Origin of the sequence: Micromonospora sp. DT231 (assembly GCF_049847025.1) — a bacterium.
Classification (GTDB): domain Bacteria; phylum Actinomycetota; class Actinomycetes; order Mycobacteriales; family Micromonosporaceae; genus Micromonospora.
The window spans coordinates 187,346-213,112 of the sequence record NZ_JBNCNO010000007.1; the positions used below are offsets into that span (position 1 = coordinate 187,346).

Here is a 25,767-nt window from a genome sequence, read left to right on the forward strand (position 1 = left end):
CGGCACCGGCTGCGCGCAGGCGGTCAGCCGGCGAGCAGGTCGTTGTGCGCCGCGCGCAGCCGGGCCACCGTGGGGTCGCTGCCCGGGACGACCCGGCGGTCCAGCTCGGCCCACGCCTCGGCCAGCGCGGCGCGGATCGCGGCCAGCTCGGCGGCGTGCCGCTGGGTGCTGCGCCGGTGTTGCTCGTCGAGGCGGCGGGCCCAGCCGGCGGTGACGCTGGAGAGCCGGTCGGCGTCGGCGCGGGCCTGGGCGCCGCTGCGGGCGGCCGCGGCGGGGACGATCGCGGCGACCGGGCGGGGATCGCCGTCGCGGGTGACGACGGTGACCGTGTCGGTCAGCTCGGCGAGCGCGACAAGCTGACTGAACCGGGTGCGCGCCTCACGCAGCGGCACGGAACGCGGCGGGTCGGGGTGGGGGGTGAGCGCGGGGACGGCCATGAATGCATGGTGCCGCCGGGGTACGACAAAACACGCTGTCGTCAGTGGACGGTGGTCGGCGTCGTACCCGGTCCGGCCAGCCACTCGTCGGCCAGGACCGACCAGACCTCCAGGTCGATGCGGCCGTGCGGACCCGGGCTGACCTGGCGGAGGGTGCCGTCGAGGCGCAGGCCGAGCCGTCGGGCGAGGGCCCTGCTGCGGGTGTTGTCGGCGGTGGTACGCCACTCGACCCGGTGGATGCCGCGCTCGCGGACGGCCCAGTCGACGATCCGGCGGATCGCCGGGGCGACGAATCCCCTGCCCTGCGCGGCCGGCTCCACCCAGCAACCCGCCTCGCAGACGCCCCGGGTCACGTCGAACGACACGAACATGACGCCGCCGACGAGCGTGCCGCGCCACCACAGCCCCCAGATGCCGCCGGTGTCGCTGGCCCACCGGTCGGCGTAGCGCTGCAACACCGCGCGGGCCGACGGCAGGTCGGTGGCGACGAACGACGGCGACACCCAGGGCTGGATGTGCTCCCGCGCCCGATCCAGGTGGGCGAGGAACTCCTCGGCCCGCCACGGGTCCAGCGGACGCAGCTCGACCTCCTCGGTCAGTGGCAGGGCGAACACCGGGCCTCCAGTCGGGTGCGGGGAAACAGCCTCGCACAGGCCTGTCGTGTGCGCCCGCACCGGGCAACGGCCCCATCAGATGATCATGTGGGTCCAGTAGGTGAGCCAGAGCACGAACAGCGTGCCCTGCACGACGGCGAGCGTCGCGGTCAACCACACGTCGACGCCGGCGTGGCGCGCCCACCGGGCCAGCACGAGGGCCACCGGGAACGCGGCCAGCAGATACCGCAGCAGGCTCCGGTACACCGCCGGGCCCATCGACAGCGGCACCACCACCATGAGTACGCCGTACACCAGGTAGGCCAGCTCCCGGCGGCGGAACCCGGCGACCAGCACGGCCAGCACGGCCACGGCGAAGAGGACCCGGCCGGCGTCGCGGGGCTCCCCGGCGAACAGCACCGGCACCGGGTTCTGCACCTCGATGCCCCACCCGACCTGCTGGGCGTGCTGGTAGGCGAACCAGTCCCCGCCCCGCCACCGGCAGAACGCCATGAAGGTGAACCAGCCGGCGGGCAGCAGCAGCAACGGCCAGCCGATCCGCAGGTAGCCGAGCAGGGCGCGGGGGCCGAGCCGCCAGTCGTGCTGGCGCAGCAGGACCAGGGCCAGCGGCAGCGCGACGAGCAGGCCAACGGAGCGGCTCATCGCCAGGAAGTAGCCGAGCACACCGACGAGCAGCCACTGGCGTCGCTCGGCGTGGTAGAACGCGGCCAACGCGAGACAGACGAAGAGCGACTCGGTCAACGCGGCCTGGAACAGGAACGCGGTGGGCAGCAGCACGAGGTACCTGGTGAAGCGGCGGGCCGCGGGCGCGTCGCCGAGCAGCACCTCGGCCAGCCGGTAGCCGTACCAGAGCGCGAGCAGGAACGCGACGTTGCTGATCACGAGCAGGGCCAGCGCGTTGTCCCCGCCGAGCAGCGCGCCGACCGGCCGGGCCAGGAACGGGTAGAGCAGCGGGAAGCCGAAGTCCCGCCACGGCCCGGTCAGGGGCAGCTCGCTCAGCCGCAGATAGAGCAGCCCGTCCCAGGCGAACCAGAAGGAGATCCACCGGTGGCCGGAGATCTCACGCTGCTGCGCCCACATCAGTGCCTCGTCGGGCGGCGGCGCCCCGGGCACCCCGTCCCAGGCGTGCAGGACCAGCAGCCCGAGCAGGGTCAGCAGCAGCTTCGCGCCGAGGAACAGGCCGATGACGTACGCCCAGGGCGCCGGCACCCGACGGGCCACGCGCGCTCCGGCACGGCCGACCGCGTCCAGTCGGACGGCAAGCGCCACCGCGCCGCTTCGCCACCGGTGCATCCGCCCCCGCCCCCCGGTTCGTCGGCCCACCCGCCGCACAGGAGTGTGGTCCAACCCGTTGTACGCCGCCAGACGCCACTCCGGAGCGGAATCGATCGTTGACCGGGAGTGACATTCGGCGCGGTTCGGGTAGAACCGGCGCCCCCGACGATGGCGAAGAGCAGGACGATGGCGCAGAGCAGGGAGTGCGGCAGCATGGGCGAGCAGCACGGCACGGTGGTCATCGGCGCGGGGCCCGCGGGGCTCACGGCGGCGTACGAACTGCTCCGACACGGCCGGACCGTCCGGGTCTTCGAGGCCGACGAGGTGGTCGGCGGGATCAGCCGGACCGTGGAGCGCGACGGGTGGCGGTTCGACATCGGCGGGCACCGGTTCTTCACGAAGGTGCCTCGCGTGGAGGCGTTCTGGCACGAGATCCTGCCGGACGAGGACTTCCTGACGCGGCCCCGGATGAGCCGGATCTTCTACCGGGGAGCGCTGTTCAACTACCCGCTCAGCCCCGTCAACGCGCTGCGCAACCTGGGGCTGTCGGAGGCGGCCCGCTGCCTCGGCTCGTACGCCCACGCCCGGTTGCGGCCGCCCCGGGACCAGACGCACTTCGAGGGATGGGTGTCGGCCCGCTTCGGCTGGCGGCTGTATTCGATCTTCTTCAAGACGTACACCGAGAAGGTCTGGGGGATGCCCGCGGACCGGCTGCAGGCGGACTGGGCCGCGCAGCGGATCAAGAACCTGTCCCTGGCCACGGCGATCCGCAACGCGCTGCTGCCCAAGCGGTACCGCACGGACGTGACAAGCCTGATCGAGCAGTTCCAGTACCCGAAGTACGGGCCGGGGATGATGTGGGAGCGCTGCGCCGAGCAGGTGTGCCACCGGGGCGGGCAGGTGTCGACGGGCGCCTGGGTCACCGCGGTGCACCGCGACCCGACGCGACGGCGGGCGATAAGCGTGACTGTCAACGGGGCGGGCGGGCAGCGTACCGAACCGGCCGACCACGTGATCTCGTCGATGCCGATCTCGGAGCTGGTGTCCGTCCTGCGTCCGGCGGCGCCACCGGAGGTGCTGGCCTGCGCCGCCGACCTGCGCTACCGCGACTTCCTGACGGTGGCGCTCGTGGTGCCCGCGGAGTTCTCGTTCCCGGACAACTGGATCTACGTGCACGATCCGGGGGTACGGGTGGGCCGGATCCAGAACTTCGGCTCCTGGTCGCCGTACCTCGTCAAGGACGGCCGCACCTGCCTGGGCCTGGAGTACTTCGTCTTCGAGGACGACGAGATGTGGCGTACCCCGGATGCCGACCTCGTGGCCCTGGCCACGGCGGAGCTGGAGCGGCTGGGGTTGGCGCGGCCCGGTGTGGTGGAGGCCGGCCACGTCGTGCGGATGCCGAAGGCCTACCCGGTGTACGACGAGCGCTACCAGCACAACGTGGACGTGATCCGGGCGTGGCTGGCCGAGGCGGTGCCGAACGTGCACCCGGTGGGCCGCAACGGCATGCACCGCTACAACAACCAGGACCACTCGATGCTGACCGCGATGCTCACCGTCGAGAACATCGCCACCGGCAGTACGCATGACGTCTGGACGGTGAACGTCGAGCAGGACTACCACGAGCAGTCTGCCGGCGGTGACCGGCGCGGCACGGGCCGGGACGCGCCGGTGCTGCCCAGCCGGATCGTCGCCGCCCCGATCGCCGCGCCCGTCGGAGTCCACTCCGGGGGCGACGGCGACCGGGCCGAACAGGTGCCGCTGGGCTGACTGTCACCGGGGCGTGGTGTGATCAGACCCTCGATCCGAGGGGGGCACAGTGGGGCGCAGAGCAATCATCTTTCACGGGACCGGCGGCAACCCGGACGTCTGTTGGTATCGCTGGCTGGCCGGGCGGTTGGAGGCCCGGGGCTACACCGTCGAGGTGCCGCACCTCCCCGACCTCAACGTCGAGCCGATCGCCACGTTCCTGCCCAAGGTGCTGGACGCGCACCGCTTCGACGAGAACACGGTCCTGGTGGGCCATTCCGGCGGCGCGGCGTTCCTCCTGGCGCTCCTCGAACACGTCGAGGTGACAGTTGCCCAGGCGATCCTGGTCGCCGGCTACTCCACCCCGCCCAACACCAGCGAGGAGCCGGTCCTGCAGCAGAGCTACGACTGGGCCGCGATCCGGTCGCACGTGCACGACATCTCCTTCATCAACTCGCGCAAGGATCCGTACGGCTGCGACGACAGCCAGGGACGTGCCATGTTCGAGCGGCTCGGCGGCACCCAGATCGTGCGCGACGACGGGCACTTCGGCGACTACGACCAGCCCTACGAGCAGTTCGACCTGCTCGACCGACTCATCGCCTGACGCGCCCCCCGCCGGCCCGTTGGCGTGCCGCCTCGTACAGGACGACGGATCCGGCGGTGGCGGCGTTCAGGGAGCTGGCCATGCCCACCATGGGGATCCGGATCAGGTGGTCGCAGGCATCGCGCCACGCCGAGCTGAGCCCGGAGGTCTCGTTTCCGACCACCAGCAGGGTCGGCCGGGTGAAGTCGTACTCGGTCGCCTCGGCCGCCCCGCTCTCGTCGGTGCCCACCACCTGCACCTCGACGCCGTCGGCGCGGATGGCCGCGACCCAGTCGAGGACCGGCCGGTGTCCGGGCACGCGCACGACGGGCACGGAGAACAGCGAACCCGTACTGGCGCGTACCGCTTTGGGGTCGTAGACGTCGGCGGCATGGCCGGTGATGACGACGCCGCTCGCGCCGAAGGCGTCCGCCGACCGGATCAGCGTCCCGATGTTGCCGGGGCTGGTCGGCCGGTCGAAGACGACCGGGAGCAGGCCGGGGCCCGTCGGAATCCGACCGAGGTCGTCGTCGGGCAACGCCACCACGGCGAGCAGTTCCGGTGCGCCCTCCACCTTGCCGCCCAGCTCGACCATCAACTCGCCGGCGACGGCGACCCTGGTCACGCCGGCCGCGTCGAGGGTTTCGCGCGCCCAGGTCGACAGGTGGGCGTCCGCGTTGTACAGAAGCTGGCGGACCTGCCACCCCAGTTGGATCGCCAGCGTGATGGGTCGGACGCCCTGAACGAGGAACTCGCCGCTGCGCTGGCGCTTCGTGCGATTGCCCAGCAGCGCCTCCCACTGTTGGAACCGTGCATTGCGAGTCGTCACCCGTAGGACCGCCACCAACCCCGCCTCCATCGCGTCTGCCCGTTCGCTGTTCGGCACGCCGTGCGGCCAGCCACGACGCGCCAGAACCTGCCGAGCTTACGTGGGTGGGCACCGCACCCGGCGCGCGCTCCGCGACGAGTCGGCCCCGTGCCGGTCCTGCCCGGTTCCCGTCCTTCCCGGTTCCCCCGACGGGGGCAGGGCGTTCCCCTTCGGCGGTGAGGAGCGGCCGGCCGGCGCCAGCGATGATCGGTCCATGATCCGCTGGACAGAACGACAGCTGCGCACGACCGCCGACGGGCGGAGGTGGGTTCCCGCGGTCACCGCTGCGTGGGTCACGGCGTACGCGGTCGTGCACGCCTGGTGGGCCGTCCGGAGCGCGCCACGGTTCGCGGAGCCGGGTGAGTCGTTCTTTCCCGGAGGGTGGCTTCCGGTGGTGCCCGCGGTGCTGTCGGCGGCGGCGATCCTGCTGGTTGCGTCGGGTGCCGAACGCGACCGGAGCAGCCGGGGCCGATGGGCGCTGGCCGCCCTCGGCGGGGTGTCCCCCGCTGGCTGGTGGCCGGCCCCGGCTTCTTCCTCGGCGCCGGCCTCACCACCTACTTCGGCATCGGCGGCATGACCGCCTGGGCCACCGGCAACAACGTGGACGGGGCGGGATGGTTCCTGGCCGTCGTGCTGCCGGCCTACACCCTGTGGGGCCTGGGCCTGTTGGTGGCCACCAGTTCGTACGTCAGCCAGACCAAACCCGAGTGCCCGCTGAACGCACCCGCGCCCCACGGGTAGACGGGTCCGCTGCGCGCGGCTGACGCTCAGCGCGACAGGTGCCTGCAGTACGCCACCGTGGCGTCGTCCGGGGACTGCGCGTCGGGGCCGCCGCCGGCCTCGGCCTGCCGGACGCGGCGGACGACCTCGGACGGGCCGTGGCTGGCGAGCACGTCCCGCACGCCGGGCCAGTCGATCAGACCGTACGGACTGACGATGCGACTGGCACCGTTGCTGAGCAGCGCGACGCCGTTCAGGTCGGCGAGGGACCGGCTGCCGGTCACCGCCTCCCACGCCGCGCGCGGATCGTCCTTGGCGATCCAGTAACCGCCCGGCCGGTTCCGCCGGGCCCGCAGCACCCGGGCGCAGGAGGCGCGAACACGGTCGTACTCGGGTGTGCCCCGGGCGATACCGGCAAGCGGAGCGGAGCAGTCGCGCCGGGCGGTCACCTCGCGCTCGTCGGTGATCACCTGCGGGCCACCGTGGGCTTGGTCGAGGACGAGGAAGGAGTCCGCGAGCAGTAGATAGTCCAGGCGGCCCCGGTGGGCGCGGGCCAGCGCGACTGTCGCCTGCGGGCTGCTGGGGTCCGCGATGTCGCAGGTGTCGCGGTGCGCGGCGGCGATCTCGTCGATGGCGGTGGCGAGGACGGCCGGGAGGTCGCGGCCGTCGTCGGCCGACAGGTGGCCGAGCAGCGCACCGCCGAGACGGTGGGTGTACCAGGCGACCCCGTGGCGGCACAGCGACTCCGCTCCCGGGATGCCAGCGCCGTCCAGCAGGACGACAGCACCGGGCACCGCACCGACGAAGTCCTCGTTGCGCCGGTCGGCCCTACCGGCGCTGGTCACCAGACTGACGTGCACTCTCGACCTCCCGACGTGCGAGCGTCGATACTCCCTCGCCGCCGCCGATATGGATTGACGTCGACACGTAGGCTGCTGTCGATGACGGATCGTGTGGTTGTCGACACTGCGGGAGGTGCGGGCGGTGGGCAGATGGTTCAACCGCAACCGTAAGGGCGACGACGAGCCACCGCGCGAGTCGACCTCATCCGGGCCGATCGTCGAGATCACCGTGACCCAGGGCGGCCGCTCGACCACCAAGACCGTCGGTGGTGCGGTGGCCTTCGGGCTGCAGTACCACGCCTACCACGAGCAGTACGGCGCGACCGACGCGCGGACGTTGGAGGCGGGGTCCCGTTACGCGCAGGAGTTGGTGCGCGGCCACGACATCGACGAAGCCGTGGCCGTCTATCAGGAGATCGTCGGGTTGCGCAGCTCCGCGCTGGGGCCGGAGCATCCGGACACCCTGCGCAGCAAGCACAGCCTGGCCTTCGCGCTCTGGCAGCGCGGCGCCCACGCCGAGGCGGAACGGGTGCAACGGGACGTCTACCAGGCGCGGCGTCGGGTGCTGGGCGACTCCGACGCCGAGACGTTGCGCAGCGGCAACAACCTGGGCTGGTTGCTGATCGAGCTGCGTCGGATGGACGAGGCCGAGCCGCTGCTGCGGCAGGTTGCCGACGGCATGGCCCGGACGCTGGGCCGCGACGACGCGGACACCCTGACCTGCCAGATGAAGCTGGCCGGGCTCCAGCACCTGCAGGGCCGCAGCCAGCAGGCCGAGCGGGCCCTTCGGGACGTGGTCACGCGGCTGAGCCGGACGGTGGGCCCCACCAACCCGGTGACGCTCCAGGCCCGCAGCAACCTGCTCGTCGTCCTGCTCGACAACGGCCGGGCGGCCGAGGCGGTCGACGCGGCCCGGTCGCTGGCGGACGACGCCGGGCGAGCCCTGAGCAACACCGACGGTGTACGTCTGCACGCCCGGCACTCCCTGGCCAGAGCGCTGGCCGGAGTGGACCGGCGGGCCGAGGCGATCGGGTTGCTGGCCGACACGCTGCCGGACAGTGAACGGGGCCGAGGCGTCGACCATCCCGCGACCCTGGAGATGCGGACGCTCTTCGCCCAACTGCTGGTGGAGGCCGGTGACCGGCGGGCCGGCCCGGAGGCGCGGGCCGCGCTGGCCGGGTGCGAACGCGTGCACGGCCCGGGTCACCCCGACACGGAGAGGGCCCGGGCGCTGGTCCGGGTCACCCGCTGACACCGACCGGCGTCGGCCGGCGGGCGGCGGTCAGCCGCCGGTGTGGATGTGCGCCGCCCACAGCGTCGGCGCCAGCGGGTAGCGGTCCCGCAGCCCCCGCACGGCCGCGTGCAGCGCGTACGCCGCCGCCCCGGTCGCGTCGGTGTGCTCGTAGAAGGCGGTGGTCAGGGCGAGGGAGACCGCGTCGTCGACCTCCCACAGGGTGCCGATGACGTGCCGGAACCCGGCGAGCTGGAAGGCGCCGGTGATGTGCAGCGCCTCGTCGACGAGGGTCGGCGGGGCCTGGGCGGTCGCACAGGCCGACAGGAAGGCGAACTCCGCGTCCAGGTCGAGCCGGGACACGTCGGCCACGGTGAGCGGGCTGTCCTGGTGGTCGTGCACGAGCAGCCGGCCCTGCGCCGGGTCGTGCGGATCGGCCACCGCGTGGCACGCGAAGTGCGCGTAGGCCGAGTCGGCCAACCGCTTTAGGACCTGTTCCCGGGTGGCCCTCGCGTCCAGCCCGAGCCACGCTCCGGGCAGCGCCCGCGCCGCCGACGCGGCCTCGCGTTCGGCGCTGGGCAGCGCTCCCGGGCCGCCGGGGGTGGCGCGCATCGCCACGACGCAGGACCGGGCGTCGGGCCGGGACGTGCGGGGGCCGGTGCGCTTGCGGGCGAGCGCGGTCACGGTCGGGGTGTAGGAGGAGACCACCCGGTCGAGGGCGGACCGGCCGGCGCCGTCCTGGGCGGCGTGCAGGGGAAAGAACGCCAGCGGGCCGACCGGGCACCACCAGACGCGCGGCAGCTCGCCGGGCGCCCCGGTCGCGTCGATCCGGTCCAGCACCGGCCCGACGAGGGCAGACCACAACCATTGCAGTACGCCGGTGAGCACCGACTGGGCACGCAGCCGGCTCCGCGCGTCCGCCGCCGGGTCGTACGCCGTGGTGGTGGCCTCCTGCAGCAGCCGCAGCTGCGTCATGGCGTCGGTCAGCGACAGATCCGGCAGTGGCAGCACCGTCACGCGGTGCTGCCGCAGGATGAGCGCGTCGCAGCGCAACTCGCTCGCGATCGGCACGATCACGGTCCCGTCGACCTGGTCGAGCACCTGCCCGGCGCTGGGCGGGCGCAGGAAGTCGCCCAGGCCGGGCAGCTCCCGGATCGTTGCCAGCAGCACGTTCCACTCGGTTTCCCGGTCCCGCCCGAAGGTGGTGGGTCGGGACGCTTCGGGGACGGGCGCTTCGAAGTCCCGGCGCATCCGCTGGAAGTCGGCGGCCAGGCGCCCGTCGGCGCGTTGGAGCGCCGCCCACTCGCCGTCGGCGGTCAACCGCTGGTGCAGCAACAGGCCCCGGCCACGCTCCAGCAGTTCCAGGGCCCGCTCGGGCTGCCCGGCGCCGATCGCGCAGGAGGCGGCCGTCGCCGCCAACCCGGCCGTCGAGCCGAGGTCGGCGTACTGGTCATGTCGGGTACGTCCCCGGGAGGCCAGCCGTGGCAGCAGCGTGATGGCCTCGTCGAAGGCCTCCGTCGCCTCCTCCCACCGGCCCAGCGCGGTAAGCGTGTAGGCCGCCTTGTCGAAGGCCTGGATCCGCACCGGCACGGCGCCGGAGTCGATGCGGCCGGCGACGCGGGCCCGCTCGGCGGCCTCGGTGAGCAGGGCCGCCTCACCGGTACGCAGGTAGGTCGCCCGCAACGCCTGGGCGATGGACAGCCCGGTTTCGACACGCTGCGGATCACGCGCGGGTAGGGCGTCCAGCGCCTTCCGCAGCAGGACGAGCGCCTCCTCCAGGTAGGCGGGCTCCCCGGTGGCGTCGTAGAGCAACCGGAGGCTGTAGCCCAACTGGTCCAGGTACGACGCGTGGTTGGCCTCGCCTCGTACGGAGAGCGCGAGCGCCCGGCGCAGCAGGCCGATCGCCGTCTCCAGCGGGGAGATGTCGCCGGTCAGCTGGTGCGTCTTCATGCCGACGCCGGAGAGGCTGGCGAGCGCCGTCCGGTGGTCCGGATGCCGCTCGGAAACGGTGTTCAGCGCGGCCAGGAACTCCTCCCACGCCTGGCCGAGCAACTCGACGCGGCCGGTGCGGTCGACCAGGGTGAGCAACGTCTGCCCGGCCAGGAAACGCGGGGCGTTGCTCTGCGGGGTGTGTGCCCGCAGCAACGCGACGGCCCGTTCGGCATCGGCGGTGTGGGTGGTCCCGGCGGCCCTGGCCAGCAGGCACCGGGCTCGCAGCATGACGATCTGGTCCTGGTTGGGCCCGGTCGTGTCCACCGAGGACACCAGCTCCAACGCCTCGTCGACGTAGTCTTCCACCCCGGTGAGCTGGTAGGCGCGCAGCAGCGCCTCGGCGTGGATGCCCCGCAGCGTGGGCCGATGCTCCTCGCTGATCCACCGCTCGGCCATCTTGGCCTGGAACGTCACCCGGTAGAGCGTGTCGACCGAGCCGTCGAAGGTGTGCCGGGCCCGATAGACCTGACAGGTCTTGAGCATCAGCACCGCGCTGTTGCCAAGGTCCGCGGAGGAGTCCTCGGCGAACTGCAGATATTGCTCGGCGATGTCCAGTAGCTGCGGATCACTCTCGACCTGGGCTCTGGCAAGCAGCACATCGGTGTACGTGGCCAACGCGCGGACACCGTGCGCGGTCCCCAACTCCTCGGCCAGAAAGGAGTCGGCCATCGTGCGGATCGCGGCCTCCAGCACGACGGTGGCCTCGATCAGGTCCTCCCGCGCGTGGTCCTCGGCGTACCTGTCGAGCAGCGCGGCCCCCAGCTCCACCTGGGCCTGGGTCCACCGCCGGTCGCCGCGCGGCTGCCTGGCGGCGGCACGACGCCAGTGGTCGACGACGTCCCTCGCGTAGTTACCCACCGGCGCACCTCCCCGTCGCGGTTGCCCCCCAGCCTGCCAGCCGCGCGCCGACATCGACAGGAGATAATCAGCCGATGAGTCAATCGGCGCCGGACAGGCGACTCGACGACGACCGGGCGGCCCGGCTGGCCCGGATCTGCGCCGACATCGCGCAGGTGGGCGACCTGCTCGGGCCGGCACCGGCCCAGGCCCTGGCACGGCTGCGGGACCTGTCACTGTCCGACGAGGGCAGGGACGCGGTGTTGGCCGAGGTGACCGAGTTGATGCGTCGCGGCGGGTTGGTCGGTGGTGACACGACGGTCCGGGGAGAGCGCTATCTGCCCCTGGCCGGCATCCACGGCCGCCGCCCGGAGGTCGTCCAGGTGTGCCCCGGTGACCTGTGCGACCGGGTGGAGATCCCCCGGCCGTACGCCGACCCGCCGCCGCGCTGCGCCGTGTGGGACTGCCCGCTGCCGGCGTTTCGGATGGACCGGTGAACGCGGTCATCGCCTCGCTCGGCGGGAAGCTGGCCGAGCGGTGGCTCGCCGGTCTGGCGCTGCCCGGTGTGGTGTTCGTGGCGGTGTGCGCCGCGGCGGTGCGGCTCGGCCACGCCCACTGGTGGGACCTGGGGTTGCTGCGGCAGGAGGTGGACCGGCTCGCCCTCGGGTCACCGGCCCGGAGCACCGGCTCCGCGCTGCTGATCGTCCTCGGTGTCGTGCTGGCCAGCGTCGTCGCCGCGACTGTCGCCCAGAGTCTGGAACGCCTGGTCGTGGCCCTGTGGACGCAGGGCTGGGGCCGGGCCGGCGAGGCCTTGACCCGTCGGCGGCGACGCCGGTGGCACGCCGCCGTGGACAGCTACGAGAACGCGCTGCGGGACAAGGCACGCCGGTTGCGGTCTCGCGACGGTGCCACCGGACCGCTGCCGGACACCCAGGCGCTCGCCCGCGCCTGTGACCGGATCGCGGTGACCGAGCCGGACCGGCCGACCTGGATCGGTGACCGCATGCTCGCCACGGCGGTACGGGTGCGGGACTGCTACGGCCTGGACCTGGCCGCGGCCTGGCCCCGACTGTGGTTGCTGCTACCCGAGGAGAGCCGGACTCCGCTCGCCCTCGCGCAGGCCGACTTCACCGCCGCCGCCCGGCGGGTGGGCTGGGGGCTGCTGTATCTGGCGCTCGGCCTGCTGTGGTGGCCCGCGGCGCTCATCGGCCTCGGGCTGTGCGTGGCGGGGTGGCGACACGGCCGCGCCACGGTGTCCGTGCTGGCCGACCTGGTGGAGTCGGTTGTCGATCTGCACGTACGCACCCTCGGCGCCACGCTGGGCCATCCCACCGACGGCACCTTTGGCACGGCCGACGGACAGGCGGTGACAGTCCTGCTCCGCAAGGACCGGTGATCCTGGGTCGAAGCGCGCAGTGGTCACGCCACCCGGACGTCTTCGGCCGGCCGGACCGGCTCCGGGGCCGAGAGGTCTTCCCGCTGGGGCAGCAGCAGCGGGGTGGCGAGCAGGAGGACGCCGGAGACGGCGATCGCGGCGAGCGGGCTGGTGAGAGTGGCGAGCACACCCCAGATCACCATCAGGACGGCCTGGAGGAGTCTGCTGCTGGCGGTCCAGGTGCTGAGCACCCGGGCGGTGTGCGACACCGGAGTCCGTCGCAGGCGTTCGGTCGCGTAGATCGGGTTGAAGACGCCCATGCAGGTGATCAGCAGGCCCTCGACCACGATCACGGTGACCAGCCCGGGGATGCCGGGCTGGACGAACGCGAGACCGAGTGGGAACACCGACCGCAGCCACCCGGAGACGACCATGACCCGGTACCGGCCGTGGCGGTGCACGAGACGCGCGGACAGGCGGGCGCCCACGAACCCGCCGAGCGCCGGGATGCCGAACGCGAGACCGTACTGCCAGGCCGGCATGTGGTACTCGCCCAGCAGGAGAACGGCCAGCAGCGGGGCGGTGGCCATGATGAGGCCGCCGACCAGCACCGAGTTGAGGAACAGAGCCCGCAGGACGCGGTCGCCGAGGATGAGTCGCCAGCCGTGCGGCAGGTCGGCCGGACGCAGCCGGGTGGCCCTGTCGCGGCGCGCCGCGACGTCGCCGCCCCGGATGCGCAGGACCGCGAACGCGGACAGCAGGTAGCTGAGAGCGTCGGCCAGGATCGTGACGACCGGGCCGAGCAACCCGACGAGCGCACCACCGAGGGGCGGGCCCACCGCGACCGCCGTCCAGGTCGTGCCCTCGAACCGCCCGTTCGCCACCAGGAGGTGCTCACCACGGACCAGATATTTCAGGTACGCGCCGGAGGCGGCGGTGAACGCGATGCTCGCGGTCCCGCTGACCACCGAGACAACCAACAGTTGGCCGTACGACAGAACGCCGAGAAGGTACGCGACCGGGACACTTGCCATCGCGGCGAACCGGACCAGGTCCATCGCGATCATCACGGGACGCTTGGCCCGGTGCTCGACCCACGGCCCGAGCGCGAGGGCGACGATCGCCGCGACGGCGAGCCCCGCCGCCTCCAGCAGCGACACGGCGAATGCCGACGAGTCCAGCACCCGCACCGCGAGCAGCGGAAACGCGCCGAAGGCGAGCCACGTGCCGTACGTGCTGACCCCGTAGGCCGACCACAGCCAACCGACGTTCGGCCCCAACCGCGTACGCATGCGACCCCCGTGACACCAGACGTTCCGGTCCGGGCATCCCACCGCACAGGGCGCTGCGGAATCAAACAACCACCTTCCGGGCGAGCCACAACCACTGGTTGTGGGCAGGCATAATTCGTCAGTGGATACCGAGGCGGTGCGATCGTTCGTCCGAGCGGCGGAGCTCGGCCAACTGCAACAGGCGGCCGACGAGCTCGGCGTGACGCAACAGGCCGTGTCGAAGCGGATCGCGGCTCTCGAACGTGACCTCGACGTGCGGTTGTTCACCCGTACCGCCCGAGGGGTCGAGCTGACGCTCGACGGCCAGGCCTTCCTCCCGCACGCCCGGGACGTCGTGGCCGGTGTCGACCGTGCCGTCGCCGCGATCAGGCCGGGCTCGCGGGCCCTGCGGATCGACGTGCTCGGCCTGCGCTCCGCGCAGGCCGTGGTCCTGCACGACTACTGGCGGTCGCATCCGGAGATCACCCTCGACGTGGTGACCCTGCGGGTCGACGATCCGCGTGCGGCGGTCGCCGCCGTCCAGGCCGGCGACGTCGACGCCTCGTTCCGCTCGGTCACCGACCCGACCACGCTGCCGCGCGACGTGCGGATGATCCACGCGTTCGACTCCCCGCTGGAACTCCTCGTCGGCCCGAGGCACCCGCTCGCCGCCGCCCGAACACTGACCCCGGCGCGGCTGCGCGGTCACCGGATCTGGGTGCCGGGCATCGCGCCACGCAGCGAGTGGGCGGACTTCTACGACCAGCTCGCGACCGACTTCGACCTGCGCATCGACGCGGCGGGCCCGCACTTCGGCGACGAGGTCCTCCTGGACATCCTCGCGGACTCCGCCGACGTGGCAACAGTGGTCGGCTCGCGCGACAGGTACCTCTGGCCGGCGAACCACGACCTACGCCGCATCCCGATCGTGCGGCCGACGCTCGCGTACCCGCTGTCGCTCCTGCTCCCCCGGGCGAACCCGCACCCGGGCCTGCGGGCGGTCCTCGACCACGTCGCAAGCCTGGCGCCGCTCCCCACGCCGACCTGGCGCCCATCCTGGGCGCCGGCCACCTGACGGCGCGGGTAGCCATCTCGGTTGCGCGGTCGACTCTCGGTCGGTGACGATCGGGCCGTGTCAGTTCCCGCCCGGCAGATTCGCGCACGCTACTCGGCCGACACCATCACCGTGTACCAGGCGTACCCTCCGCAGATCGCGCTGCCGGCGGTGGCAGCCGGCCGCCTCGTGACCCCCTTCGCCCGAGACCGGATGACGTGGATCAAGCCCTCGTTCCTGTGGATGATGTACCGCTGCGGCTGGGCCACCAAGCCAGGGCAGGAACGTGTGTTGTCCATCGACATCACGAGGGAGGGGTTCGAGTGGGCGCTGGCACGAGCCTGCCTGAGCCACTATGACCGAGACGTGCACGGTGACAGGGCGACCTGGGCCCGGCAACTGAAGACCAGCCCGGTACGTGTGCAGTGGGATCCGGAACGGTCACTGCACCTGAAGGCGCTGCCGTACCGGTCGCTGCAGGTCGGGTTGTCCCACGAGGCTGTCGACAGGTACGTCGACGAATGGACGGTTGCCGTCACGGACATCACCCCCACCGTTCACCGCGTCAAAGACCTGCTGCGTGACGGCGACGAAGCGGCCGCCGCGGCCCACCTTCCGACCGAGCAGGTCTACCCGCTGCCGGTGCAGCTCGCCGCAGGTCTGCTCGTCGGCCCGCACGTCGCCGCCGCGGACGTGCCTGATCGGCAGTAAGGACCCTGCGGTGCCTCTCCGGTCCGACCAGCCGATCAGGAGGCGGCCGTTCGGCGGCCCCCGTGCGAGGCGACCAGGGCGTCGGCCACGATCGCGGCGTCGGCCTCGGCGATGTCGGCGGGGTACTCCGGCAGGAGGTCGTCCCAGACGACCAGCCACGATCCGAAGAGCTGCGCCTGGCCCTCGGGCCGCGCGAAGAACCAGACGTGCAGGTGGGCGGCACCGTCACCGATGCGGTAGACGTGGGCGCGCGAGATGTGCGGCAGGGCCTGCACGTGGCGGACGACTCGCGTGGTCAGCAACCCCAACTCCGCGGCGAGATCGTCGGGGAGGTCGGCCATGTCGTAGTGGTCGCGCGGGTACAGCATCAGCGCCAACGGCACGCCCACACCCGTGACCCGGGCCAGCCGCCAGTGATCGTTGAACCAGATTCCCTCGTCGCGCTCCTGGCAGTTGCGGCACTCGGCCGGGTCCTCGCCGTGTCGAGGGGGGTCGGGCACCACCGGAGGGCGCAGCGGCGCGACGCGTAGCCCATCCTGGTCGAACGGGCTGATGTCCCATCCGGTCATGTCTGCCAGCGGTAGCCGCCGCTCGCCGTCGGCGACGGCCATCGCGTGGTCGTAGAACTGGTCGGGTCGCAAAGCCATGGCGGGAAGACTAGTACAACCAAGATCCTTTCGGTGCCCGTCGCCATCACGACCGTCTCGCGGTCTGGGTCACTCCTTCCTGCCGCAGTTCCACGATGTCGGGCCGGCCGTTGGCCGGTAGGAACCGGATCTCCAGATCGAGTCCCGGGTGGAGGTAGCGACCGTCCTGGTCTGCCCGCAGCACCACCGGTTGCTGGCCGCCAGCGGAGAAGGTCAGGTGACCGTCGGTGACCGCGATGTCGATCGGATAGTCGTCGCGCAGAACGTAGCGGCCCGACACGTCGCCAAGCGGTGCGGTGGTGACACGTGTGGCGTACCGGCGGTCCGCCGCGGCGCGGAGGCTGGCCAGCAGCTCCCAGCCGTCCTCGGAGTTGGTCATCGCCGCGACGGCGAAGCCGCTGTCGGGCCACACGTACGAGAAGCAGGTATAGCCGACGTTCAACCCGGTGTGCCCGAAACGTCGACACCCGGCGCGGTCGCCGATCTCGGTGCCGAGCCCGTAGGAGCCGCCCGGAATCTGCGGCGTCCACATCTCGGTGGCCAGGTCGCGGCCGAGCAGCTCCGAATGCCCCGAGGCCGCTCGGGCGATCTCCAGGTCGAGCCGGAGCAGGTCGGTCGGGGTGCTCCACAGTCCAGCCGCGGCCAGCTCCGGTTGCGTACGCCACCCGCCGGGGATCGCGGTGCCGCCCAGGTGGTGGCCCCGCGCCACCAGATGCGACCGCTGGTGCGGAAACCGCTCGTCGAAGCTGCTGTCGACCATCGCCACCGGGTCCAGCACCGATGCGCGCATCAGCTCCTCGAACGGCGTACCTGTCGCATCCACGAGCAACTGCTGGAGCACGCAGTAGTGGCTGCCCGAGTATCGGAAACGGCTGCCCGGCAACAGGGTCGCCCGTACCGGCGCGGTGGTCGTCGGGCCGCTACCGTCCAGGACCTGCGACAGCGAGGGGACGCGGTCCGCGGGATAGCCCCGGTACCAGGTGTCGGACAGGCCCGCCGTGTGCGCCAGGAGCTGTCGTACGGTGACCGTCGGTTGCCGGCCGGCGCGGTCGAGCAGTTGCCACGAGGTGAGGTACTCACGGATGTCGGTGTCCAGGTCCAGGACACCGTCCTGGACCAGTCGCAGTGCGCCGAACGCGGCCACGTGCTTGCTTATCGAACAGGCCGCGAACGTCGTGCGCTCGGTCACCGGCGTCGACGTCTCGCCACCCGTGACGCCGTACCCCGCCGCCCACACCTGCCCGCCCAGGTGCCCGACGGCGATGCCGACCCCCGGCACCTGGTAGCTGCTCATCAGGTCGGGCAACGTCGCCGTGTCCGGCGACAGCAGCCCGGACGACACCTGCCGGTCGAGGTGGCCCAGCAACCGGACCCAGTCCTGAGAGAAGTCCCCGTCATCCACCGCGCCGATTCTCGACCAGACGCGCGGGTGGTTCAAGCGGTGGCTGTCACACACGCGTGTGAGGCTTCGGGGCATGGCGACTTTCGTTCTGATCCACGGCGGCGGGGGCAGCGCCTGGGACTGGCATCTCCTTGTTCCCGAGCTGACCAGCCGCGGCCACGACGTGGTGACACCAGAGCTGCCGATCGAGGACAGGTCCGCCGGGTTCGCCGAGTTCGGCCAGACGGTCGTCGACGCGGTCGGCGACCGGAGCGACCTCGTGGTCGTCGGGCACTCGTACGGTGCGTTCACCGCGCCGCTCATCGCCGACAAGCTGCCGGTGCGGCTGCTCGTCCTGCTCACACCGATGATCCCCAAGCCCGGTGAGAAACCCGGTGACTGGTGGGCCAACACCGGTTACCGCAGCGCCGAAGGGCTCAGTGCGGAGGAGCAGTTCTACAACGGTGTCCCGGCCGAGGTCATCGCGGAGGCAGCGGCACACGGCCGGGACCAGGTCAGCGCGGAGGGGAACGAGCCGTGGCCCCTGGACTCCTGGCCTGATGTGCCGACGACTGTGCTCCTCGCACGCGAGGACCAGTTTTTCCCGGCGGACTTCCAGCGCCGGGTGGCCGCCGACCGACTCGGCGTCGTCCCGGATGAAATCGACGGCGGCCACTGCGTGCCGCTCAGCCACCCGAAGCAACTCGCCGACCGCCTCACCGCGTACCCGCTGCGCTGAAGGCGGGACCACGAGCTGCAACGCTGCCCTGGACGATCGGGACAACTTCCGCCCGCCCCAATCGGTCGATATCGCCACGAATCGCCCCACCGTTCGACCAGGCTCGGCCGAGGGGTGCAGACCGGCGGGGCCCTCGGTCGCGTGGATTGTCGATCCCGATTCTGGACTTGCGGGTCCATTATCTGCGAGTCACAGTCCGATACGGCGCCGAGCACTGGCCCGGCCGTTTCGGAGGCAACGGGGGAAGACGATGGATTTGCAGCTAGCCGGCAAGCGCGCTCTGGTGACCGGCGCGAGCAGCGGCCTCGGCGCGGAGATCGCGGCGGTCCTGGCCGCCGAGGGCGTTGCCGTGGTCGTTCACGGCCGAGACCGGACCCGTACCGAGCAGATCGCCCAGAAGGTAGGCGGTCAGGCCGTGATCGGAGACCTCGCCACTGATGTCGGCGCCGAGGCCGTGGCTACCCAGGCCGGAGAGGTGGACATCCTGGTCAACAACGCCGGCAGCTACGACCCCGAATCACTGTGGTCCGACCTGGACGCGGACGCGTGGGCCGACATGTACAACCTCAACGTGCTCAGCTCGGTCCGTCTCATCCGACACCTGGTCCCCGCGATGCGGGCCAAGGGATGGGGCCGTGTCATCCAGATCGGCAGTGTGACAGGTGAGACGCCGTCGGCGGGGCAGCCGCACTACGCGGCCAGCAACGCCGCCCGGCTCAACCTCGCCCGGTCGTTGTCCCGTGACCTCAAGCACACCGGAGTGACCTCCAACGCCATCGCGGCCGGGGCCATCCTGGTCCCCGCCACCCGCAAGTACCTCATGGAACTCGGCCGCGAGAACGGGTGGGGTGAGACGTGGGAGGAGGTCGAGCGCAACGCCGCCCCGATTCGCGCTGGCACCGACGTCGGCCGCATCGGAAATCCCCGCGAGTACGCCGATCTCGTCGCGTACCTCGCAAGCCCGGTCTCCGGCTACCTGACCGGCGCCACCCTCCGGATGGACGGTGGCAGGTACGACAGATAGCCGCAGCTGGCGGAGCGACGGTGGGGCGGCGCACATCGGCACCGCCCCACCGTCTACTACCGGCTACTGCTCCCAGGCACTCTGCTGGGTGTAGACGAGGTTGCCGGGGATGGTGGTGCCGTTGGTGCTGTACTCGGTGTACGCCCAGAAGTCGCCAGCGGGCAGCGGCTTGTTCGGCTTCAGCGTGAACTGCTGCGACGAACCGCGCTCCACCGTCCGGGGAAGCGTCAGCGTGGCGCCCGTGTACTTCGCGTTGCGGCCGATGATGGCGTGGCCGAACTGGAAGTCGACGACCGGGTTGCCGGGGAACTGTGCGAACACGTACGCCGTGTAGCGCCCCGGCTCGGGCAGGAACTTGTACGCCTGCTCGGTGCTGGTCCAGTACCTGTCACTGCTGTAGATCAGTTCGTCGCCCTTGTACAGGTAGAGGTCCAGGTTCGTGTTCGGGTCGTCGGTGTTGGTCTCGACCATGATGCCCGCGGTGTTCGCCGGCACGGTGAAGTCGAACTTCTTCACGCCGGCGGCCTTCGGGTCGAACACGCCGCCGTAGACACCCGCCGGGATCGAGTACGACGCACGCTGCATCGGCGTGTAGCCGGTGCTGCGACCGGCGAGCGGTCCGGTGAAGCCGGGCTGGACGAAGCCGAACGAGCCGCTGGTCATCCGGCCGAATTCCTCGCCGTCGTCAGCGTACGGACGGGGCATGATGCCCCACGGACGGGCGGTGACCGGGATCCGGGCGCTGTGGGCCTTGCCGCGCCAGCCGATCGACCCGGTCACGTACCGGTCCCAGGGCGCGCTGCCCCGGCGCAGCGTGATGGTCACCGTCGCGGACTTGCCCGGCGCCAGCGTCACCGACGACGGCGTCACGGTGACCTTCATGCCGGCCAACCCGGACACCGACGAGCGGTAGGTCTCCCGCGCCTTGCCCACGTTGGTCAGGGTGCGGGTGAGTGTCACCGGACGGGTCCCGTCGTACTCGCGCAACGAGATGGCCGGCAGGTTGAGTTCCTTGCCGTCCGGCGCGGCCGTCTCGCTGAAGGCGATCAGGTCCGCCGCGGTGGGCTCGATGACCAGTCCGGGGTCGGTGGCCCCGGCCAGGTTGACGAAGCCACTGCCCTGGTCGAGGGGACTGCTGGTGCCGACCGTGTCGGTGGCGGTGGTCCGCAGCGCGGAGGCGACCCGGCCCGGTGACCAGGTCGGATGCGCGGCACGCAACACCGCGGCCGCGCCGGCCACGTACGGCGAGGCCATCGAGGTGCCCGAGTACGCGTCGTACGCGCGCCCGAAGTTGCCCGCCGGCGAGACCGCGGCGATGATGTCCGAACCCGGCGCGACCAGGTCCGGCTTGAGGACGCCGACGGCCACACTGGACGGGCCGGTGGAGGAGAAGTCCGCGACGCTGGGCAGGCCGGGGACGCTGGAGCCGTCACCGCCGCTGCGCAGGAACGCCTTCGCGTCGGTCGGGTGGCGCATCAGGTAGTTGAACAGCGTGCCGGCCTGCTTCTCGGTCGGCAGGTAGACGACCGGGAAGTTGAAGATCGAGTTGATCCGGTAGTTGCCGACCGGGTCGAACACCACCATCGCCGCGCCGCCCTTGGCCTTGATCTCGGCAGCCGAGGCGAACATGTTGGACAGCGCGCAGGCGACCACCTTGCCCTTGATCTTGGCGGGGTCGAGGCTGCCCGGTTCGCAGTAGACCGCACCGAGATCGGGCGTACCGGCCTGGTCGCCGAAGACCATCGGCGCGTCGCCGGCGGGCAGCGCGTCCAGCGAGCCGCCCACGAGCTTCGTGCCGTCGCCCAGCCTGACGGTCGCCTCGTCGAGTTTCGTCACCGCCGCGCCGACAGTGGTCACCCACGGTGCCGCGTTGCTGATCGCCCCGCTCACGATGCCGGTGTTGCCGGCCGAGGCCGCCACGAAGACTCCGGCCAGCGTGGCGTTGAGGAAGGCGGTGCCGATGGGGGTGTTGGCCTCCCAGTCGCCGAGGTCGCTGCCGATGGAGAAGTTCAGGACCTGCACGCCGTCGGCGACGGCGGCGTCGATGCCGGCGATGATGTCGGCGTCGTAGCCCATGCCGTTCCAGAGCACCTTGTAAACGGCGATCTGGGCGTCCGGCGCCACCCCGGAGACGGGACCGAAGTGCCGACCGTCGATGGTGACGTCGGGGATCGGCAGACCGGCCGCCGTGGACGCGGTGTGCGTGCCGTGCCCGTTCATGTCGCGGGGAGACAGCACCTCGCCCTCGGGCAACGAGCCGCCGTCCGCGAGCCACGAGTCGGCGAAGTACCGGGCGCCGACGATCTTGCCATTGCAGTGCTCGGCCACGAAGGCCACACCGGTTTGGCAGGTGCCGTGCCAGGTCGAGGGGGCCGTCATCTTCTTGGCGAACGACGCGCTCTCCGGCCAGATACCGGTGTCCAGAACGCCGATGACCATGCCAGCGCCCGTGCCGGGGCCGGGCTTGACCGGCTTGCCGGCGGGGCCTCCCGCCGGGGGTTGCGCCGGCGTGGCCGGGGCCGTGACCGGCGGAGCGCCGGGGGCCGGGGTCGCCGGTGACGGCGCGGTGGGCGGCGGCGTCGGGGTGCCGAGGGCCCGCGAGGCGGTCACCGCGCGGACGCGCTTGTCCGCCCGCAAAGTGGTCACCTGCTGGGCGGTCAGCTTGGCGGAGAACCCGTTGAAGGCGGCGGTGTAGGCCGCGTCGACGGTGACCCCGGCGGCGGCGACGATGGCGCTACGCTGCGCGTCGAGGTGTCCCCGGTACGCCCGCGACGGTGCCGACGTCACGTCCAGTCGGCTGCCCGCCTCCGGACGGGTCCGCGCCAGCCCGGACACACCTCCGGCGTACGCGGTCAGCGGGTCCTCGGCCAACTCGACGACGTACCTGCCCGAACCGGCGTCCGTCGCGGCACGCCGGGTGGCCTCGATGCGGCCGTCGGGTCGACGGTCGGCCCCGTCGGTCAGGGTGACCTTCTTGTCCTGCCCGGCGGTGAAGTAGCTGGTGGTGCCGCTGCCCGAGGCCCCTCCGGGGGCCGCCGACGCCGATCCCGCAACCCCGGTGGTGCCGGTGATCAGGGCGACGACAAGCGTCGGTATCGCTAGTCGTCGCAGCCTGTTTCCGCTCGTGCCTGTAGCCACGAGGCTCCTTTCGATGGCTCCCTTGTGGAGCTGTTCCTCGATCACGATCCGCTCATGGGAGCGCTCCCCCACCTAAGCCGCCGACGGTTAATCGTCGGTTTGCGCGGTGTTACGGATCGCCGGTGCGTATAAGATCACGTTCCGCCGGCCGCGCCTAGATCAAGTTTTCCCGATGCCGTCGGAGCAGGGTGAACACCCCGGCAAGCTCTCGTCGGCGCGGTGGTGCGAGGGGCCGAGGGGCGAGGGGCAACACCGGAAACGGGATCCGACGGTACGCAGTGGACAGCTCGGCCCGCCCGAGGGCCGGAGACACGCGTTCAGGGATCCTGTCGAACCTTCGCGATGTCCAGATCCAGTCGGGGGCCGAAGAACCTCGTGAAGTCCTCCAGACAGTCCGATCGGAAGATCTCCCGCGCGCCATCGAGGATGGCAACTACTCCGGATGGAAGGTCGAAGAGGTAGCCGACAACCTCCTCCTCCCTGATGAGGAGGAAGACCTGCGGCACTTCCGCCACGACAACCGTCGGGATCTCGGGCATCGGCGGCTTGCTCGCGGGCCGCAGCTCTTCAGGCTCGCCACGTTTCTCAGTCACGTCCACCCGCCTCCTGAGGCACCCCGGTGCGCCGGCCCCGTGGGGCGACCCTTCGACATCGGATTGTCTTGGGACAATTGATACGAGATAGTCTGGGGACAATCTGGCCCAGAGTCAAGGATCGTCACGGGACAAGCGGGGAGGTGTGGACGTGCCGGTGCACTCGCGTTACCTGAACATCGCGTCCAGGATCCGAGAGCGGATCGAAGCCGGAGAGTGGGAGCCGGGTGCGCGCCTTCCGACCCTCAACGATCTCGCCGCCGAGTACGACGCCAACCGCGACACCATCGGGCGGGCCATCGCCCTGCTGGAGACGGAGGGCTACGTGTGGGCTGTCCAGGGACGCGGCATTGCCGTTCGCTACGGCACGATGCGCCCACGTCGACCCCGCGGCGATTTGGTCAAGCGCAACGAGCAAGCAACCGGCTACTCGTTCCCGTCAGCGAGCAGCCAGGAGCTATGGGTTCGTCACGGCAAGGCCGTCAGCGCGCCAGCCCCACTTGACGATCCCCGCATCGCCAAGCTTCTTCGTGTGGAGCCCGGCACCGAAGTGCTTCGCCGGTTTCGGGTTACCGGACCAACGTCCGAAGCCCCATTCCAGATCAACATCTCGTGGATTCACCCACGCGTCGCCGACGTCGTCGCCGACCTGGACGCGAACCCGGCAGCGGGCGAGTGGCTGCACCACATCGAGAACGCCGGACACTGGCCCATCAGTTGGATGGAGATTCACCGCGCCCGGATGCCCAGCAAAGACGAAGCAGCCCTCCTGGAGATTCCCACCAACCTGCCCGTGCTGGAGATCGTGCGGGTCGGCACCTCGGGAGGCGACCAGAAACCGGTCGAGGTGACCGAGTACGTCGTGGCGAGCGACCGTGTCGAGACGGTCCACGTCCTGCACCGCGACGCGAACGCCAAGGAGCCGTGGCCGGACGCCGGACCGAGGCAGGGGTGATGACCGTGGCCTTCACCATCGAAGCCGCCGGCCGGACCCACCAGGGCCTCGTCCGCAAACGTAACGAGGACTCCCACAGCCAAGGGCAATGGCTCTACGTCGTTGCCGACGGTCTCGGCGGCCACGTCGCCGGTGACATCGCGAGCAGCACAGCCATCGCTGCCGTGCAGCCGTACGACCGCCCGGTGGATCCGGAGGATCTTGCTGACGTCCTGGGACGGGCCGTCAACGAAGCGAGCGAGGCGTTACGCCGCAAAGTCCGCGAGGACCCGAAGCTGGCGGGGATGGGAACCACGTTCGTCGCGTTGCTGCGGTCCGGCAGTCATGCGGTCGTGGCGAACGTCGGGGACTCCCGCGCCTACCTGATTCGACGCGGCGGGTCCCACGACAACGCCATGGTCCAGGTCAGTGAGGATCACACCTACGAACACCTCGTGGCCGGCGCGCAGGAGGTGCCGAACCTCCCCGAGAGGCTGGCCCGGTTCCTCGACGGACGTGACGACGGCCGGTCGGCCGACCTGACGCCTCTCCACCTCCGTCCCGGCGACCGATTCCTGTTGTGCTCTGACGGGCTGAGTTCGTACGTGGCACACGAGCAGATACGAACCACGCTCGACTCCGACGCAAGCCCAGGGGACATCGCCGACCAACTCGTGGCCTTGGCGATCGAGCAGGGTGGGCACGACAACGTCACCGTCATCGTCGTTGACGTGACATCGACACCCGGATCAGTCCGCTATTAGCTCGTCGAGCCGATCCAGTGAGTCCAGGACCCCTCGAATTCGGCGGCAGCTACTAGGCTTCCGCCATGCTGATCATCGAAGGCGCGGGCCGGTGGACCGCACCCGCCGGGGCTGGTAACGACTGGGTCGAACAGCTGAGAGTGCCGGACCTGTCGGTGGGGACGTACTGCATCCCGGTCGGCGGTCGCGACGACCAGAGCCCACACACCGAGGACGAGATCTACGTGGTCACGACGGGGCGGGCCCGGATCGTGACGCCGGACGGCGCGGCCGAGGTGGGCCCGGGTTCGGTGATCTTCGTGCCGGCCGGCGAGGAGCACCGCTTCGACGAGGTGACCGAGGACCTGGCGCTGCTCGTGGTGTTCGGCCCGGCGTACGGCTCGCGCGCCCCGGATCGGCGAGCCGAGTAGGACAACCGAGGTCGCGTCCCGCCAGGGGACGCGCCGGACAGGACAGCTAGTCGGACAGGCCCGCCGGCACGGGCACCTTGAGGTGCGTCAGGAGGGCGGCGACCTCACTGTCGAGTTCCCGGCCCACCTCGTGGATCGCGTCCACTCCCAACGAGCCGAACGCGCGACTGGGTTGCTCGATGACGAACCGCGCTCCGCCGTCGGGTCTGTCGCTGATCAACGTGCGCAGTGGCGCGTACAGCATGGCCGCCGGGTCGTGGCGGAACATCCGCTCAGCCGTGGTGTGGTTGCCCATCAGGTATTCGACGCAGTGCCTGGGGTCGCCCGCGAGATTCATCATCGGTCGCAGGTCGCCGCTGCTCCAGTAGATGAGGAAGTCGTGTGGCGCCCGGTCACGCATGAGGGCGAGCACATCGCCCCAGGGCGCGTCGCGGGTCACCAGCGCGTTGAACGCTGCCGCGTCGTAGGGCGGGACGGCCTGCTCGTACGTCCGCCGGAAGTCCTCGAAGGACGCATCGATGGTGATATCCAGGCACCGGGCCTGGTAGCCACGTTCGGTCCATCCCTGCCCCATC

The 25,767-nt window shown here is 71.2% G+C and carries 25 protein-coding genes; 13 read left to right on the forward strand and 12 right to left on the reverse strand.

Annotated features, from left to right (window positions below; genetic code table 11):
• Positions 1-23 precede the first annotated feature (23 nt).
• From ACPXBU_RS20075 to ACPXBU_RS20085, 3 genes are all read right to left on the reverse strand, one after another.
• Positions 24-437 carry a type II toxin-antitoxin system Phd/YefM family antitoxin gene (locus ACPXBU_RS20075; protein WP_425759145.1) on the reverse strand — a complete coding sequence of 138 codons (414 nt, stop codon included), beginning with the start codon at positions 435-437 and terminating at the stop codon, positions 24-26.
• A gap of 41 nt (positions 438-478) precedes the next feature.
• On the reverse strand, positions 479-1,051 hold the full coding sequence (locus ACPXBU_RS20080; protein ID WP_425759146.1) for a GNAT family N-acetyltransferase: 573 nt from the start codon (positions 1,049-1,051) through the stop codon (positions 479-481).
• A gap of 75 nt (positions 1,052-1,126) precedes the next feature.
• Positions 1,127-2,344 (reverse strand): hypothetical protein, encoded by a 1,218-nt coding sequence (locus tag ACPXBU_RS20085; protein ID WP_425759147.1) that lies wholly within the window; start codon positions 2,342-2,344, stop codon positions 1,127-1,129.
• Between the two features lie 195 nt (positions 2,345-2,539).
• On the opposite strand from ACPXBU_RS20085, the gene ACPXBU_RS20090 reads away from it, so the two are divergent.
• Entirely contained in the window at positions 2,540-4,096 is a 1,557-nt protein-coding gene (locus ACPXBU_RS20090; protein ID WP_425759259.1) for an NAD(P)/FAD-dependent oxidoreductase, read from the forward strand.
• A gap of 49 nt (positions 4,097-4,145) precedes the next feature.
• Positions 4,146-4,682, forward strand: a complete 537-nt coding sequence (locus tag ACPXBU_RS20095; protein ID WP_425759148.1) for an RBBP9/YdeN family alpha/beta hydrolase — start codon at positions 4,146-4,148, stop codon at positions 4,680-4,682.
• Here the strand turns inward: ACPXBU_RS20095 and ACPXBU_RS20100 are convergent.
• The gene (locus tag ACPXBU_RS20100) at positions 4,672-5,508 is read right to left on the reverse strand and encodes an RNA methyltransferase (RefSeq protein ID WP_425759260.1); all 837 of its coding nucleotides are present in this window, start codon (positions 5,506-5,508) and stop codon (positions 4,672-4,674) included. The two genes, ACPXBU_RS20095 and ACPXBU_RS20100, sit on opposite strands and share 11 nt — an antisense overlap.
• Before the next feature lie 492 nt (positions 5,509-6,000).
• Here ACPXBU_RS20100 and ACPXBU_RS20105 point away from each other — a divergent pair, with 492 nt between their 5' ends.
• Positions 6,001-6,270 (forward strand): hypothetical protein, encoded by a 270-nt coding sequence (locus ACPXBU_RS20105; RefSeq protein WP_425759149.1) that lies wholly within the window; start codon positions 6,001-6,003, stop codon positions 6,268-6,270.
• A gap of 26 nt (positions 6,271-6,296) precedes the next feature.
• Here ACPXBU_RS20105 and ACPXBU_RS20110 read toward each other — a convergent pair whose 3' ends face one another.
• Positions 6,297-7,109 (reverse strand): hypothetical protein, encoded by an 813-nt coding sequence (locus tag ACPXBU_RS20110; RefSeq protein WP_425759150.1) that lies wholly within the window; start codon positions 7,107-7,109, stop codon positions 6,297-6,299.
• Positions 7,110-7,233: 124 nt separating this feature from the next.
• Here ACPXBU_RS20110 and ACPXBU_RS20115 point away from each other — a divergent pair, with 124 nt between their 5' ends.
• Positions 7,234-8,343 carry a tetratricopeptide repeat protein gene (locus ACPXBU_RS20115; RefSeq protein ID WP_425759151.1) on the forward strand — a complete coding sequence of 370 codons (1,110 nt, stop codon included), beginning with the start codon at positions 7,234-7,236 and terminating at the stop codon, positions 8,341-8,343.
• Between the two features lie 30 nt (positions 8,344-8,373).
• On the opposite strand, the gene ACPXBU_RS20120 is transcribed toward ACPXBU_RS20115, so the two are convergent.
• Positions 8,374-11,172 (reverse strand): CHAT domain-containing protein, encoded by a 2,799-nt coding sequence (locus ACPXBU_RS20120; RefSeq protein WP_425759152.1) that lies wholly within the window; start codon positions 11,170-11,172, stop codon positions 8,374-8,376.
• A 74-nt stretch (positions 11,173-11,246) separates the two neighbouring features.
• Between ACPXBU_RS20120 and ACPXBU_RS20125 the strand changes: the two genes are divergently transcribed.
• Together ACPXBU_RS20125 and ACPXBU_RS20130 are read left to right on the forward strand one after the other, a co-directional pair.
• Complete coding sequence (locus ACPXBU_RS20125; RefSeq protein ID WP_425759153.1) at positions 11,247-11,648, forward strand: hypothetical protein; 402 nt, start codon at positions 11,247-11,249, stop codon at positions 11,646-11,648.
• Positions 11,645-12,547 carry a hypothetical protein gene (locus tag ACPXBU_RS20130; protein WP_425759154.1) on the forward strand — a complete coding sequence of 301 codons (903 nt, stop codon included), beginning with the start codon at positions 11,645-11,647 and terminating at the stop codon, positions 12,545-12,547. Before ACPXBU_RS20125 ends, ACPXBU_RS20130 begins: the two co-directional genes overlap by 4 nt.
• A 23-nt stretch (positions 12,548-12,570) precedes the next feature.
• Here ACPXBU_RS20130 and ACPXBU_RS20135 read toward each other — a convergent pair whose 3' ends face one another.
• Complete coding sequence (locus ACPXBU_RS20135; protein ID WP_425759155.1) at positions 12,571-13,818, reverse strand: MFS transporter; 1,248 nt, start codon at positions 13,816-13,818, stop codon at positions 12,571-12,573.
• A 121-nt stretch (positions 13,819-13,939) separates the two neighbouring features.
• On the opposite strand from ACPXBU_RS20135, the gene ACPXBU_RS20140 reads away from it, so the two are divergent.
• Together ACPXBU_RS20140 and ACPXBU_RS20145 are read left to right on the forward strand one after the other, a co-directional pair.
• On the forward strand, positions 13,940-14,872 hold the full coding sequence (locus ACPXBU_RS20140; RefSeq protein ID WP_425759156.1) for a LysR family transcriptional regulator: 933 nt from the start codon (positions 13,940-13,942) through the stop codon (positions 14,870-14,872).
• 57 nt (positions 14,873-14,929) lie between these two features.
• Positions 14,930-15,562 carry a DUF4291 domain-containing protein gene (locus ACPXBU_RS20145; RefSeq protein WP_425759157.1) on the forward strand — a complete coding sequence of 211 codons (633 nt, stop codon included), beginning with the start codon at positions 14,930-14,932 and terminating at the stop codon, positions 15,560-15,562.
• Between the two features lie 35 nt (positions 15,563-15,597).
• On the opposite strand, the gene ACPXBU_RS20150 is transcribed toward ACPXBU_RS20145, so the two are convergent.
• Both ACPXBU_RS20150 and ACPXBU_RS20155 read right to left on the reverse strand, forming a co-directional pair.
• On the reverse strand, positions 15,598-16,209 hold the full coding sequence (locus ACPXBU_RS20150; protein WP_425759158.1) for a hypothetical protein: 612 nt from the start codon (positions 16,207-16,209) through the stop codon (positions 15,598-15,600).
• 46 nt (positions 16,210-16,255) lie between these two features.
• A complete protein-coding gene (locus tag ACPXBU_RS20155) occupies positions 16,256-17,611 on the reverse strand; it encodes a serine hydrolase domain-containing protein (RefSeq protein ID WP_425759159.1) in 1,356 nt (451 codons plus the stop codon).
• 73 nt (positions 17,612-17,684) lie between these two features.
• Between ACPXBU_RS20155 and ACPXBU_RS20160 the strand changes: the two genes are divergently transcribed.
• The gene (locus ACPXBU_RS20160) at positions 17,685-18,329 is read left to right on the forward strand and encodes an alpha/beta fold hydrolase (protein WP_425759160.1); all 645 of its coding nucleotides are present in this window, start codon (positions 17,685-17,687) and stop codon (positions 18,327-18,329) included.
• Between the two features lie 250 nt (positions 18,330-18,579).
• The gene (locus ACPXBU_RS20165; protein WP_425759161.1) at positions 18,580-19,353 is read left to right on the forward strand and encodes an SDR family NAD(P)-dependent oxidoreductase; all 774 of its coding nucleotides are present in this window, start codon (positions 18,580-18,582) and stop codon (positions 19,351-19,353) included.
• 63 nt (positions 19,354-19,416) lie between these two features.
• Here ACPXBU_RS20165 and ACPXBU_RS20170 read toward each other — a convergent pair whose 3' ends face one another.
• Positions 19,417-22,491: a S8 family serine peptidase gene (locus ACPXBU_RS20170; RefSeq protein WP_425759162.1), complete on the reverse strand. Its 3,075-nt coding sequence runs from the start codon at positions 22,489-22,491 to the stop codon at positions 19,417-19,419.
• Between the two features lie 317 nt (positions 22,492-22,808).
• Positions 22,809-23,090 (reverse strand): hypothetical protein, encoded by a 282-nt coding sequence (locus ACPXBU_RS20175; RefSeq protein ID WP_425759164.1) that lies wholly within the window; start codon positions 23,088-23,090, stop codon positions 22,809-22,811.
• 151 nt (positions 23,091-23,241) lie between these two features.
• Between ACPXBU_RS20175 and ACPXBU_RS20180 the strand changes: the two genes are divergently transcribed.
• The 3 genes from ACPXBU_RS20180 (at position 23,242) to ACPXBU_RS20190 (ending at position 25,192) form a co-directional block, all read left to right on the forward strand.
• Entirely contained in the window at positions 23,242-24,039 is a 798-nt protein-coding gene (locus ACPXBU_RS20180) for a GntR family transcriptional regulator (protein WP_425759261.1), read from the forward strand.
• Between the two features lie 5 nt (positions 24,040-24,044).
• Positions 24,045-24,782, forward strand: a complete 738-nt coding sequence (locus ACPXBU_RS20185; RefSeq protein WP_425759262.1) for a PP2C family protein-serine/threonine phosphatase — start codon at positions 24,045-24,047, stop codon at positions 24,780-24,782.
• Between the two features lie 65 nt (positions 24,783-24,847).
• Positions 24,848-25,192 (forward strand): cupin domain-containing protein, encoded by a 345-nt coding sequence (locus ACPXBU_RS20190; protein WP_425759165.1) that lies wholly within the window; start codon positions 24,848-24,850, stop codon positions 25,190-25,192.
• A gap of 46 nt (positions 25,193-25,238) precedes the next feature.
• Here the strand turns inward: ACPXBU_RS20190 and ACPXBU_RS20195 are convergent, their stop codons facing one another.
• Positions 25,239-25,766 carry a hypothetical protein gene (locus ACPXBU_RS20195; protein ID WP_425759166.1) on the reverse strand — a complete coding sequence of 176 codons (528 nt, stop codon included), beginning with the start codon at positions 25,764-25,766 and terminating at the stop codon, positions 25,239-25,241.
• Between the last annotated feature and the right edge of the window lies 1 nt (position 25,767).

What these genes read in the sequence shown, in the direction of transcription:
- ACPXBU_RS20195 (WP_425759166.1), bottom strand. Translation starts at nt 25,766, where the DNA reads ATGGGGCAGGGATGGACCGAACGTGGCTACCAGGCCCGGTGCCTGGAT.
- ACPXBU_RS20075 (WP_425759145.1), bottom strand. Translation starts at nt 437, where the DNA reads ATGGCCGTCCCCGCGCTCACCCCCCACCCCGACCCGCCGCGTTCCGTG.
- ACPXBU_RS20190 (WP_425759165.1), top strand. Translation starts at nt 24,848, where the DNA reads ATGCTGATCATCGAAGGCGCGGGCCGGTGGACCGCACCCGCCGGGGCT.
- ACPXBU_RS20105 (WP_425759149.1), top strand. Translation starts at nt 6,001, where the DNA reads ATGGGCGCTGGCCGCCCTCGGCGGGGTGTCCCCCGCTGGCTGGTGGCC.
- ACPXBU_RS20150 (WP_425759158.1), bottom strand. Translation starts at nt 16,209, where the DNA reads ATGGCTTTGCGACCCGACCAGTTCTACGACCACGCGATGGCCGTCGCC.
- ACPXBU_RS20090 (WP_425759259.1), top strand. Translation starts at nt 2,540, where the DNA reads ATGGGCGAGCAGCACGGCACGGTGGTCATCGGCGCGGGGCCCGCGGGG.
- ACPXBU_RS20085 (WP_425759147.1), bottom strand. Translation starts at nt 2,344, where the DNA reads ATGCACCGGTGGCGAAGCGGCGCGGTGGCGCTTGCCGTCCGACTGGAC.
- ACPXBU_RS20165 (WP_425759161.1), top strand. Translation starts at nt 18,580, where the DNA reads ATGGATTTGCAGCTAGCCGGCAAGCGCGCTCTGGTGACCGGCGCGAGC.
- ACPXBU_RS20160 (WP_425759160.1), top strand. Translation starts at nt 17,685, where the DNA reads ATGGCGACTTTCGTTCTGATCCACGGCGGCGGGGGCAGCGCCTGGGAC.
- ACPXBU_RS20125 (WP_425759153.1), top strand. Translation starts at nt 11,247, where the DNA reads ATGAGTCAATCGGCGCCGGACAGGCGACTCGACGACGACCGGGCGGCC.
- ACPXBU_RS20135 (WP_425759155.1), bottom strand. Translation starts at nt 13,818, where the DNA reads ATGCGTACGCGGTTGGGGCCGAACGTCGGTTGGCTGTGGTCGGCCTAC.